General features: G+C 68.9%; 8 protein-coding genes. 2 read left to right on the top strand and 6 right to left on the bottom strand.

Translation table 11 applies throughout. From position 1 onward, the window contains the following. Positions 1-125: 125 nt before the first annotated feature. From E3D03_RS00540 to E3D03_RS00520, 5 genes are all read right to left on the bottom strand, one after another. On the bottom strand, positions 126-1,496 hold the full coding sequence (locus tag E3D03_RS00540) for a trehalose-6-phosphate synthase (protein ID WP_263565337.1): 1,371 nt from the start codon (positions 1,494-1,496) through the stop codon (positions 126-128). Next, positions 1,493-3,292 (bottom strand): glycoside hydrolase family 15 protein, encoded by a 1,800-nt coding sequence (locus E3D03_RS00535; protein WP_062563980.1) that lies wholly within the window; start codon positions 3,290-3,292, stop codon positions 1,493-1,495. The genes E3D03_RS00540 and E3D03_RS00535 overlap by 4 nt, the downstream gene beginning before the upstream one ends. Next, a complete protein-coding gene (gene otsB / locus E3D03_RS00530) occupies positions 3,289-4,023 on the bottom strand; it encodes a trehalose-phosphatase (RefSeq protein WP_062563981.1) in 735 nt (244 codons plus the stop codon). Before otsB ends, E3D03_RS00535 begins: the two co-directional genes overlap by 4 nt. A gap of 219 nt (positions 4,024-4,242) precedes the next feature. Continuing rightward, the gene (locus E3D03_RS00525; RefSeq protein ID WP_263565336.1) at positions 4,243-6,456 is read right to left on the bottom strand and encodes a TonB-dependent siderophore receptor; all 2,214 of its coding nucleotides are present in this window, start codon (positions 6,454-6,456) and stop codon (positions 4,243-4,245) included. A 276-nt stretch (positions 6,457-6,732) separates the two neighbouring features. Further along, the gene (locus tag E3D03_RS00520) at positions 6,733-7,569 is read right to left on the bottom strand and encodes a putative rhamnosyl transferase (protein WP_263565335.1); all 837 of its coding nucleotides are present in this window, start codon (positions 7,567-7,569) and stop codon (positions 6,733-6,735) included. 462 nt (positions 7,570-8,031) lie between these two features. On the opposite strand from E3D03_RS00520, the gene E3D03_RS00515 reads away from it, so the two are divergent. Continuing rightward, the gene (locus E3D03_RS00515) at positions 8,032-9,057 is read left to right on the top strand and encodes a LysR family transcriptional regulator (RefSeq protein ID WP_263565334.1); all 1,026 of its coding nucleotides are present in this window, start codon (positions 8,032-8,034) and stop codon (positions 9,055-9,057) included. 82 nt (positions 9,058-9,139) lie between these two features. Here E3D03_RS00515 and E3D03_RS00510 read toward each other — a convergent pair whose 3' ends face one another. Beyond that, positions 9,140-11,263: a TonB-dependent receptor plug domain-containing protein gene (locus E3D03_RS00510; RefSeq protein WP_263565333.1), complete on the bottom strand. Its 2,124-nt coding sequence runs from the start codon at positions 11,261-11,263 to the stop codon at positions 9,140-9,142. A 194-nt stretch (positions 11,264-11,457) separates the two neighbouring features. Between E3D03_RS00510 and E3D03_RS00505 the strand changes: the two genes are divergently transcribed. Beyond that, positions 11,458-11,970, top strand: coding sequence for a DUF2478 domain-containing protein (locus E3D03_RS00505; protein ID WP_263565332.1), 513 nt, complete (start codon positions 11,458-11,460; stop codon positions 11,968-11,970). Positions 11,971-11,995 lie beyond the last annotated feature (25 nt).

Here is an 11,995-nt window from a genome sequence, read left to right as displayed (position 1 = left end):
ACGGCATTTCATGGAATACGGTAGGCGCGGCAGGCACCTGCGGCGCCGATGCTTGCCGAGGCATATGTGGTCATCGCTTGATGGACCAGCTTCGGGCCGACTGCCGGGATGGCGGCGCAGGTCACCTATGTCTCGGGCGCGCTGCTGATCGGCACCGGCGCCAGATCCTTCAGAAAGCCGCGCGCCCAAGCCTCGATCGGGTTGGCGCGCAGGACCGCCATCATCGCGGCATGGCGCTCGCGGCGTTCGTCCTGCGGCATGGTCAGGGCGCTGGCCAGGGCCTCGGCCACCTCCTCGATGTCATGCGGGTTGACGATCAGCGCCGCCGAAAGCTCTGCCGCCGCCCCGGCGAAGCGTGACAGGATCAGCACGCCCGGGTCCTGCGGGTCCTGCGCCGCGACATATTCCTTGGCCACCAGGTTCATGCCGTCGCGCAGCGGCGTCACCAGCCCGACCCGCGACATGCGATAGAGCCCGGCCAGCAAGGTCTGGCTGAAGGCGCGGTTGATATAGCGCACCGGCACCCAGTCCAGGTTGCCATAGGCCGCGTTCAGCCGGCCGGCGCGCTCGGCGACCTCTTGCCGGATGCGTTCATAGCCCTCGATCCCGGCACGCGAGGCCGGGGTGATCTGCATGTATCCCAGCTTGCCATGCAGCTCGGGGTGGCTGGCCAGCAGCTGCTCGAAGGCGCGCAGCCGCTCGGGCAGGCCCTTGGAATAGTCCAGCCGGTCCACGCCGATCACATGGTCGCGGGCACCGAAACGCTGGTGCAGCTCGCGGATGCGCGGCAGATCGCGCGCCCGCGCGGCCCGGGCGGCAAAACCCGCCGTGTCGATCGAGATCGGATAGGCGCCGATGCGGGTGTCGCGCGGCGGGGCGAACTCGAGCCGGTCGCGGGCGCCCTCCAGCGCGTCGCGCAGGTTGGCGGTATCGGTCGGGGTCTGCAGGCCGACCAGGTCATGGGCCAGCATCGCCGACAGGAAGCGGCGCGAGCGCGGCAGCGCCCGGAACAGGTCCCGCGCCGGCCAGGGGATGTGGTGGAAATAGCCGATGCGGTTTTGCACCCCGCGCCGGCGCAGCTCGGCCGCCAGCGGGATCAGGTGATAGTCGTGCACCCAGATCAGGTCGTCGGGCCGCAACAGCCCGACCAGCGCATCGGCAAAGCGGCCGTTCACCTGCTGGTAGCACTCCATGTCGTCGCGGGTATAGTCGAGCAGGTCGGCGCGATAATGGCACAGCGGCCAGAGCACGCTGTTCGAGATGCCTTCGTAATAGCCCTTGACCTCGGCCGGGGTCAGATCCAGCGCGGCAAAGGTGACCTCGCCGGCCTGGCTGAGGGCGACCGGGCCCGGCGTTTCCGCCGTGCGCCCCGACCAGCCCAGCCACAGCCCGCCCCGGTCCTTCAGCGCCGCTTCCAGCGCGACGGCAAGCCCGCCGGCCGCGACGCCCTTGCCGCGTGCGGGCAATCGGTTCGAAACGACGACAAGGCGGCTCATACGACGTCTTCCCATTTGCGCGACAGCTTGATCGCGGCGTTGATCAGCCCGACCATGGAATAGGTCTGCGGGAAATTGCCCCAGAGCGTGCGGCTGGCGACATGCACATCCTCGGACAGAAGCCCCAGGGCGGTGCGTTGTTCCAGCACCGCGGCGAAAATCTCGCGCGCCTCGTCATGGCGGCCCAGCCGGACCAGCGCGTCGATCAGCCAGAAGGTGCAGGCGGTGAAGGCGGTCTCGGGCGTGCCGAAATCGTCGGGCGCGCGATAGCGGAACAGGTGGTGGCCCTGGCGCAGCTGCGCCTCGCAGGCGGCGACGGTGGCCTGGTAGCGCGGGTTCTCGCCGGTGCAGTAGCCGACCTCGGGCATCAGAAGCAGGCTCGCATCCAGGTCCGCGCCGCCGAAGGCCGAGACATAGGCCCCGACCGTGTCGTTCCAGCCCTGGCTCTCGATCGCCTGGCGCATGGCGTCGGCATGGGCGCCCCAGGCGGCGGCGCGTTGCGGCAGGCCCAGATGCGCCGCGATCCGCGCCAGCCGGTCGCAGGCGCCCCAGCACATCAGCACCGAATGGGTGTGGACGCTTTCGCGGGTGCGGAACTCCCACAGTCCGGCATCCGGGGTGTTCCAGCGCGCCACCGCCTGCCGGCCCAGCACCTCCAGCCGCTCGAACAACTCGACCCCGCCGAGCCGCGGCAGGCGCTGGTCGAAAAAGCACTGGCTGACCGCCAGGATCACCGAGCCATAGCCGTCGTTCTGCACCTGCGCATAAGCGGCGTTGCCGCAGCGCACCGGGCCGTTGCCATCATAGCCCAGAAGCGCCGGGCAGGTCTCTTCGTCCAGCACCCGCTCGTGGCCAAGGCCAAACAGCGGCTGCATATAGCCGTCGGGCGTGCCGGTGGCGAGGTTCAGCACATAGGCGAGGTAATCCTCCATCGTCTTGGTGACGCCCAGGCTGTTCAGCGCCTTGACGGTGAAGAAGCTGTCGCGCAGCCAGCAGAAGCGGTAATCCCAGTTGCGCTGCGTATCGGCATATTCCGGGATCGAGGTGGTCAGCGCCGCGACGATGGCGCCGGTTTCCTCGTATTCGCACAGCTTCAGCGTGATGGCGGCGCGGATCACCACCTCCTGATAATCCGGCGGGATCGACAGCGCCCGCACCCAGTCCAGCCAATAGGCCTCGGTCCGTTCCAGGAAGGCGGCGGCGATGACATGGGGCCCGTCGCTCAGCGGCTCGTCGGGGCCCAGCAGGAAGGCATGCGGACGGTCCAGCAGGAAGGGCGTCTCGTTCAGCACGAATTCCACCGGCGCCGAGGTGGTCAGCCGCAGCGCCTGCTGGTCCAGGTCATAGCGCAGGTGGTTGGAGCCGCGCATGACCCGGGCGGCATGGGCGCCATAGCCGTGGCGCGGGCACAGGCGCACGGTGATGCGCGGCGTGCCGGCCAGCGGCTCGACGATGCGCACCAGCGTGCGGCCGCGGAACATCCGGCCGCGATCCGGGAAGCGGGGCAGGAAATCGGTGATCTTCAGGCGGTTGCCCTGGTCGTCCTCCTGGATCGTCTCGAGGATGGCGGTATGGCCGCGATAGCTTTGCCGGGTGCGCGCCAGCCCGTCGCAGCGGATCGACCACAGCCCGCTATCGGGACCGGATTGCGGCTCGAGCAGCCGGCAGAACACCGGGTCGCCGTCGAAGCGCGGCAGGCACATCCAGGTCACGTCGCCAAGCGCGTTCAGCAGCGCGGCGGTCGCGGCATTGCCGATCAGGCCGAGTTCCAGCGAGGGGGCAGGCATCGGGATCATTCGAGGCTCCGTCTTATCCAAAGGGCAAGGGCGGCCGGCCCGGCCAGGCGCAGGTCGCAAGGCAGGTCGCGTTCGCCGACGGCCACGGCCAGCCCCCCGGCCTGCCGCGCCGCCCGCAGCATGGGAATGTCGGTCAGGTCGTCGCCGAAGGCGACCGGGCGGCGGCCGCGAAACGGCGGGTGCGCCATGAAGCGGCGCAGCGCATCGCCCTTGTCATGGCCCCGGGGGCGGATCTCGACCACGCATTTGCCGGGTTGCAGCACCCAGCCCGGGCCAAGCGCCGTGACGGCCTGCTCGGCGGCCAGGGTCAGGGCCGGCTCGGCCGCGGGCGCCAGGCGCCAGTGCAGCGCCAGCGCCGGGCCCTTGTCCTCGAGCCGCGCGCCGGGATGGCGAGCGACGATGGCGGCGAGGCTGTCGCGCAACCCGTCCAGCGCGCCCGCCAGCGCGGCAAGGTCGGGGGTGTCGCCGTCGATCTCCCAGCCGTGCAGCCCGGCCAGGGGAATGCCCGCGGGCAGATAGCGGGCCAGGTCGGCGCGGCGCCGACCGCTCAGCGCGGCGACGGCGCCGCCGCTGCGCTGCCAGAGCCGCAGCAGGTCGGCGCGCAGGCCCTGGTCCAGCACCACATCTTCGGCGCGCGGCGCGATCTCGGCCAGGGTGCCGTCGAAATCGAAGAAAAAACCGTGGCTTCGAGGGTCCGGCATCGCCTCGCCCGCTGTGCTGTAATCCGTCAACCCCTGCCCCTTCCTGCCGCCGCCGGCGCGCGCTGCATGGCGCGGCCGGACGCGGGATCGCGGCCCCTGCCCCGCCGTGGCGCGGAGCCGACCGCTGCTCCATTAAGGCCCGGAGGCGGCGCAAGGTTCCGTGATCGGCGCGCGGTCAGGGACATGAAGCGGGCCGGCACGCCTGTCGCGGGGATGCCGTCGCGCCGGCATGCGGCGCGACGGCCGGTGTCAGAACCTGTGCACCAGGGTCAGGGTGGCATTGCGGCCCCGGCCGATGAAATTGCCGTAGCCCGGGCTGGCGATGGCCGAGTAATACTGCTTGTCGAACAGGTTGTTGACGTTCAGCTGCACCGCCGTCGCCTCGGTCAGCTCATAGCGTGCCATCACGTCGGCCACCGCGAATCCGCCCTGGCGCATGGCATAGGGCGCACCGCCGGAATCGAACGAGCCGTCCGGATTGTCCTGATAGGTCCGGCTTTGATAGCGCAGCGCGCCGCCGACCGTCAGCCCCTCCAGCGCGCCGGCCAGGCGATAGGTGGTGTTCAGCTTGACCAGATGCAGCGGCGCCGTGCCGGTGTTGTAGCGCTGGCCCGCGTCCTCGCCTTCCTCGTATTCGGCATGGGCATAGGTATAGCTCGCCGCGACGTTCCAGCGATCGCTGACCGCGCCCGACAGCTCGAACTCCGCGCCGCGGGTGCGGATCAGCCCGGCGTTGATCGAGCAGCCGGTGCCGGGGCCGCCGCAGCCCGTATTGTCCGGGTCGTCCTCGGCCAGGCCGTCCTGGTCGGTCTGGAAGGCGGCGGCGGCAAAGGTCAGGCCGCCGTCCAGCAGCGCCGCCTTGGCGCCGATCTCGAAGTTCTTGCCATAGACCGGGTCGATCAGCCCGTCGACGCCCAGGGCGCTCTGCGGGGTGAAGATCCCGGTATAGCTGCCATAGACGGTCCAGGTGTCGTTCACGTCATAGACCAGCCCGACATAGGGCGTGACCTCGGCATCGACCTTGTAGCCGTCGCTGGAATTGCTGCCGGCATAGCCGCTTTGGTTCTGCGCCTCATACCAGGACACCCGGGCGCCGGTGATCAGCTTGACGTTCTCGGCCAGGCTCCAGCGGGCCGAGCCGTAGAGGCCGTAGTTCCGCGACACCATGTCGCCGAAATAGGTCACGTCGTTCGGTCCCGGATAGGGATGCTCGTTCGGATCGGCGACCGAGGGATCGGCAATGACATAGGTATAGGGGTTCTTGCCGTCATAGCGGGTGCGGTCGCGGTTGCCGTTCACGCCGAAGACCAGGTCATGCTCGCGCCCGAACAGCGTGACCTTGCCCGACAGGCGCAGGTCGCCCGAGTTGGTCTGGCTGACATAATGGAACAGCGCCCCGTCGCGATACAGCGTGCCGTCGGTGTCATACCACATATAGGACGACAACATGTCCACCATGCCGTTCGACCGGCGCAGCTTGGCCGTCAGCTCCCAGCCGTTGTCGAACTCATGCCGCAGGTCCAGATAGCCGACGGTCTGCTCGCGGTCGGAATATTCCCATTCCGCCGCCGAGGCGGTGTGGGAATCGAAATCGTAGAAGCTGCCGTCGCGCGCGGTCCAGACGCCGCCCCAGGAATAGCCGTCGATCTTTTCCTTGCCATGGCTCAGCGCCGCGCTGATCGTGGTGCTGTCGGTCAGGTCGTATTCCAGCACGCCGTAAAGCAGCCCGCGCTCGTCGGTCATGTAGTCGCGGAAGCCGTTGCCGGCCAGGGCCGAGGCGACGAAGCGGCCGCGCAGCCGGCCGTCGGCCGTGATCGGCCCCGAGGTGTCATAGGTCAGCCGCCCGTTGCCAAAGCTGGACGCCTCGACCTCGACCGAGCTTTGCCGCTCGGCCGTGGGCATCTTGCGCACCAGGTTGATCGAGGCCGAAGGGCTCCCGGTCCCCTCCAGCAGGCCGGTGGCGCCGCGCACGACCTCGACGCGGTCGAACATCGCCATGTCTTCCTGCGGGTTCACGTCGCGGGAATAGTAATGCACATAGTTCGGCACGCCGTCGAACTGCTGGTTCTCGACCGCCGAGCCGCGGGCGTAGAAGATCCAGCGGAATTCGCCGTTGCCCTGCTGCGCGGTCAGGCCCGGCGTCCAGTCCACGACCTGGTTCAAGGTGGTGATGCCCTGGTCCTGCATCTGCTGGCTGGTCATCACCGAGACCGATTGCGGCGTTTCCCTGGCCGACAGGTCAAGGCCAGCCGCCGTGCCCGAGGCGGCCTGGGTGGTATAGCGGCCGGTGCCCTCGGTCGCGGCATCGCCGCTGAGGGTGACGGTGTCCAGCACCACGGGCGCATCCGGCGCCGCCTCGCTGTCCTGGGCCAAGGCGGCCGGGGCGGCCAGTGCCCCCACAAGGGCCAGCGCCAAAGGGCTGGCGCAGCCGGCAAGCTGCCGGCGGATCGGGTTCGCGTCCATGAAACTACTCCTGGCGGGGTGCGCCATGCTCAGGCACGCCCCGGAAATATCGAGCGGCTGGCTTGGCCGAGGCGTCAGGGTCGCGGCTGGCTTGGTTTCTTCCCTAACCGATGCATGACCGGCGCCGTCAACGATTCCCGTGGAGGGGCAGCGCGCCAGGCCGTCGCCTTTGCCCCCGCTGTGGCACGAATGTGACAGACCCCGCACCCAGCCGGGCGCGGGCCCGAGCGTTGCGCGGGGCGCCATACGGTACTGCCGGTGCGCATCAGCCGAAGCTCAGGCCAGAAGCAGCGTTTCCAGCTGGCTCAGCGCGACGAAGGGAAAGGCGCGGGCCAGGTTCTCGGCAAAGACCGGCTGCTCGAGCACCCTCAACCCGTTGCCGCGACGCGGCACCTCGGGCCGGGAATCGTGGCCTTCGAGCTTCAGTTGCAGCGAGCCCAGGAAACGCGGGTCGAGCAGACAGGGAAAGCGCCGCATCAGCGCGTAATGGCCGAAGGAATAGATCGTCTGCGCCGGCGATCGCGGCCGCACCGCCGCGCCGGCCGAATGGAAGGGGCGGTCGATCTCGTAGCGCGCCGGCTCGGCGCCGGCATAGTTGCTGACCAGAAGCCCGCGGGGCATGCTGAAGGCAAAGACGTCGTATTGCCGGCCCGCCTCGGCGGCGCGATGCAGGGCGGCGGTGTATTCGATGCCCAGGCAGTCGTCGTCGTCCAGCCGGAACTGCACCAGCCGGTGCCGCCCGCCTTCCGAGATTTGGGCCAGCAGCGGCGCCAGCGCCTCGTTCACCGTCGGCTGGTCCGAGACCAGCAGGTGGATGCGGCCATCGGCGGCGCAAAGCCGTTCCAGCCGCGCGCGATAGACCTGCGGCATCGCCGGCGAGGTCAGCACGATGAAATGGAAATCGGGATGGCGCTGCGCCTTGATCGAGGCCAGCGTCAGCGCCTCGAAGCTGCGAAAGCGCTGCTCCAGCCGCTCGGGCTGATACAGCGTCTCGGCGACCTTGCGGCGCGCCTCGGCCTCGGCCTCGGAGCCGTGCCCGGTGCCGGAATAGATGGCCCAGTCGCCCCGGCCCAGGAAGGAAAAGCGGCAGATCCCGACGATAAGGTCAGCCATGGCCAGCCTCCCTGCCCCGCTGCGCGCCGACCGGAAAAAGTCGCGCGCTGTTGCCTTTGGCCGCCGGCGCCGCAGCGAAGGAAAGCCGAGCCCGGAACGGGGCCGTTGCCTGGAAAGAAACCACCATCTGAAACCACCTTCGCATGGCAATGGATCAACAGAAGACGGCCCCTTGACACGGGCCGCCACTGGAAAACTCTCTTATGCATAGCGGGGGATGGCCGCGCAGGCAAGCGCTGGCAAGGACCTGATCTGGCAGCAGAAGTTGCCGCAGGCCGGCGCGTTCCGGAAGCGACCGGGCATCGTGGGATCCCCGGCCGCCAAGACAGCGCACTCGTTACTGTTAAACCCGGCCCCGACAAAAATGCCGCAGCCAAGTTGATTAATCACGCAGGATGCGGGTTGCGAAATTTCCGATTAGGTCATCTGCTGCTGCCGGAAAAGCAACACGGAGAAACGTCCATGGTGAAGCAATCGGCAACAGCAGAGGAACCCGCGCTTCCGGTCAGCCGCGGGCAGGCGCTGTCCCCTGCCCTGCTGGCGCGGATTTTCTACCAGGCGTCGCTGGTTCACTTCAACGCGGTGGCCGAGCACCTGTCGGTGCGCGAGGCGTCGCGGCGCCTGAACATCGCCGCTTCGGCGGTGTCGCGGCAGATCAGCCAGCTGGAATTCGCCCTGGGGGTCGAGCTTTTCGTGCGCGACCGCCGCCGACGCCTGACGCTCTCGCCCGCCGGCGAGATCCTCTATGGCCATACCCGCAATCTCGGCAACATCCTCGACAGCGCCGTGGACGAGCTGGAGCTGCTGCGCGGGCTCAAGACCGGCACGGTGCGGATCGCCACGGTGGAAAGCATCGGCATCGCCTTCCTGCCCGAGATCATCTCGGAATTCGGCCGCCGCTATCCGGGCCTGCAACTGGAGGTGGCGATGGTTTCCGGGGCCGAGGTGATCGAGCGGCTGATCGACGAGCGGGCCGAGGTCGGCTTCGGCTTTCCCACCGACGCGCATCCGCAGATCGCCGTCGCCCTGCACCGCGACGTGCATATCGGCGCCATGATCCGCCACGACCATCCGCTGGCCGACAGCCGCGGTCCGGTCAGCCTGGCCGAATGCCTGGCCCATCCGATGGCCATCGCGAATTCCGAGATCTCGATCCGCAGGATCGTCGATCCGTTCCTGCTGCAGGCGACCCAGACCCTGCCGCCCATGGTCGAGGTCGATTCCATCCGCATGCTGGTCGAACTGGCGCTGACCGGGCGCTATGTCTCGATCACCACGCCCATCGGCGCCCAGACCGACATCGCCGAGGGCCGGCTGGTGTTCCGGCCGCTGTCCGAGGAGGGCCTGCCCGCGAACCGCTTTGGCGTCATGCTGCGCGGCGGCGGCACGCTGCCGCTCGCCGCCGCGGTGTTCCTGGACTATGCCCGCAACCAGTTCTTGCGGATCGAACTGCCCGGCGCGGTCCTGCCCGAGGGCGACGAGGGATAATCGCCCTCTGGCCGGGACGGATCGCGGCCGGCAGGGCCGCGATTCTCGTCGTGAAGCGGCCTCGGCAGCCGCCCGGACAGGTTCAGAACCGCAGCGCCGTGGTCAGGAAGAAGCTGCGCCCGGGTTCTGGATAGCCCTCGACCAGCGCATGGTCGCGGTCAAAGAGGTTGCGCACGCCGAACAGCACCTCGGCCTGCTCGCTGGCGGCCCAGGCGAAATCCAGGTTCGCCAGCGCGAAGCCGCCCATGCGGGTATAGGCGATGGCCGCCGGATCCTCGGGCTGGATCGCGCTTTCCGACAGGCGCGCGCTCGACACCTGCACCGAGGGCGAGACCGTCAGCACCGGCGTGGCCTGCCAGTCCAGCCGCACAAAGGCGTTGTGGCGCGGCGTGTCGGTCGGCCGATAGTCGGCGCGCAGCGGATCGGTGATCGAACGATGCAGCCAGGTATAGTTCGCCACCAGCACCAGGCTGTCGGCCAGCGGCCAGTTCGCCGCGACCTCGAAACCCTTGTAGACGCCGTCGCCGACGTTGCGGCTCTGGGTGATCTGGTCGCCCTCTTCGTCCAGCGCGCCGGTCGGGACCGACTGGATCATGTCCTTGACCTTGCTGTAGAACAGCGCCGCGTCCACGGTCGCGGGGCCGATGTCGCCGCTGTAGCCCAGCTCGGCATTCAGCGCGCGTTCCGATTCCAGGTCCGGGTTCGGCACCGCCGTCCCGAAGCGGGTGCTGTAGCGGTCGAAAAGCGTCGGGAACCGGGTGCGCGAGGACAGGCTGGCGTGATATTCGCCCATAGCCCCCGGCTGCCAGATCGCCGCCAGCTGCCAGTTCAGCGCGTCCGAGGATCCCGTCGGCAGGCCGGCGTCATCCTCGGTCCGGTCGGCTTCCAGCACGCGGGCCCTGTCATAGCTGAGGCCCGCGACCACGCGCAGATCCTCGCGCGCCTGCCAGGTATCCTCCAGCGCGACGGACCAGGTTTCCTCGGTGCTGATCTCGGCCGGATCGGGACTGCCGCCCAGGCCCGGGCGCGAGAACTGGATCGATTCATGCTTGTCGCGGCGGAAATGCGCGGCGCTGCGCAGGCTGTGCTCGCCGATGTCGGCCCCACCCTCCAGGCTCAGGCCCCAGGAGCGGTCCTTGTAGCGGCTGTCGAAGGCGCGGCGCTCGGTCTGGGCGCTGTGGGTGTAATCGTCCCAGGCCGAGAGCAGGTTGTCGAAGCGGTTGTAATAGGCCTTGGTCTTGACATAGCCGGCGCCGAGTTCCGTATGCGAATAGAAGGCCAGGCTGTCGATGTCCCATTCCGGCCAGGTCCAGTCGCGCTGCCAGCTCTGGCCCTCGCCCGGCTCGTCGGTCAGGCCGCGGATCGGCTGGTCGATGTTATAGGGAGCGTTCTTCTGCCCGGTCTGGCGGGTATAGCTCAGCACGTATTCGTCACTCGCGTTCGGCGTCCAGCCGGCCTTGAGGTTCAGCCGCGAATCCTCGCTGTCGGAATAGTCGCGCAGGCCGGCGCCCTGCTGCGGGCGCGGCTCATAGTCGCGCGACAGATAGAAGCCGTCGCTGTCGCGCCGCAGATAGCTGCCTTGCAGCCAGAACCGGTCGCGCTTCACGCCCAGCGACACATAGCCGCTGCGGCCCGAGATGTCGCCGCGATTGCCGGCCTCGACCCCCAGCCGGGCCTCGCCCTCGAAGGGCCGCGTGGGCTGGCGCGTGACCAGGTTGATGGCGCCGCCCATGCCGCCCGGGCCGTTCAGCACCGAGACATAGCCCTTTTGCACCTGGATCTCGGCCAGGTCTGGGGTCAGGAAACGGCCATAGTCCAGCCGGTTGTCGGCCGGCAGATAGACCCGGATGCCGTCGATCGACAGCGGCGCCTGGAAGCGGTCGAAGCCGCGCACGAAGACCAGCCGCTCGTTGCGGCTGCCGCCGGTATTGCCGACCTCGACTCCCGGCACCACGGCCAGCGCATCGTCCAGCGTCAGCCGGTTCTGCCGCGCAACCTGCTCGGCGGGAACGGTGCTGGCGGTGCCGCCCTGCGCATCGGCCTTGCCGGTCAGCACCACCGTGCCCAGCGTGAAGACCGGGCTGGCCGGTGCGGGCTCTTGCGCCATGCCCGTGTCGGGCTCTTGCGCCGCGCCCGTGTCGGGCTGTTGTGCCATGCCGGTCCCGGGCACCAGCCCGAGCAAAGCCAGGGCGAAAAGCCCCCTCATGTGAAACCCCATCGCTTCCTCTCGCGAATCGTTATGCTTAACAAAACATAACGTAACCGGGCGGGATGGCCATAGCCCGCGCGGTGTCGCATCCCCGGGTCGTGTCCGCCGCGCCACGCGGCGCTTGCCAGCGCCACCCGTTATGTTCCATCATCCATAACGTCGCGGGAATCAGCGCCGAAGGGGGAACCACCATGGACATCCGCTATGTCTGCTCCGAGGAGGAGTTCAGGACCGACAGCGTGCTGAGCGCGGCGGCCGAACGTGCGACGGCGCTTGGCATCGCGCTGGCCGGCACCGTGCAGCCGGTCGACCCCGAGGTGCCGCGCGGCCATTGCGACATCGTGCTGGCGCTGCTGCCAGATGGCGAGCGGCGCGGCATCAGCGTCGACATGCCGCCCGAGGTGCCCGGCTGCCGGCTGGACCCCGAGGCGCTGGAGGCCGCCGTCGCCGTCGTCGAAAGCCGCCTGCCCGGCGCACAGGCGCTGGTCGTGAACAAGTTCGGCAAGCAGGAGGCGGCGGGCCGCGGCCTGGTCGGCGCCATCGGCGAGGCCTGCGCAAAGGGCCTGCCGGTGCTGGTCGGCGTCGCCCCGCAATGGCGCGAGGCCTTCCTGGCCTTCGCCGAGGACAGGGCCCAGCCGCTGCCGGCCGAGGCCGAGGCGATTGTCGCATGGTTGCGGCAGACCTGCGCAGCCAGGGCCGACTGACCTGCAACCCTCTGGAAAGGAACTG

This window comes from Paracoccus sp. DMF (genome assembly GCF_004407025.1).
Taxonomy (GTDB): domain Bacteria; phylum Pseudomonadota; class Alphaproteobacteria; order Rhodobacterales; family Rhodobacteraceae; genus Paracoccus; species Paracoccus aminovorans_B.
Note: the sequence above shows the minus strand (reverse complement) of the source record. Positions and strands in the feature narration are given on the sequence as shown.

Coding starts and splice junctions, on each gene's coding strand:
- E3D03_RS00540 (WP_263565337.1), bottom strand. CDS start 1,496: ATGAGCCGCCTTGTCGTCGTTTCGAACCGATTGCCCGCACGCGGCAAG.
- E3D03_RS00535 (WP_062563980.1), bottom strand. CDS start 3,292: ATGATCCCGATGCCTGCCCCCTCGCTGGAACTCGGCCTGATCGGCAAT.
- E3D03_RS00525 (WP_263565336.1), bottom strand. CDS start 6,456: ATGGACGCGAACCCGATCCGCCGGCAGCTTGCCGGCTGCGCCAGCCCT.
- E3D03_RS00520 (WP_263565335.1), bottom strand. CDS start 7,569: ATGGCTGACCTTATCGTCGGGATCTGCCGCTTTTCCTTCCTGGGCCGG.
- E3D03_RS00515 (WP_263565334.1), top strand. CDS start 8,032: ATGGTGAAGCAATCGGCAACAGCAGAGGAACCCGCGCTTCCGGTCAGC.
- E3D03_RS00510 (WP_263565333.1), bottom strand. CDS start 11,263: ATGAGGGGGCTTTTCGCCCTGGCTTTGCTCGGGCTGGTGCCCGGGACC.
- E3D03_RS00505 (WP_263565332.1), top strand. CDS start 11,458: ATGGACATCCGCTATGTCTGCTCCGAGGAGGAGTTCAGGACCGACAGC.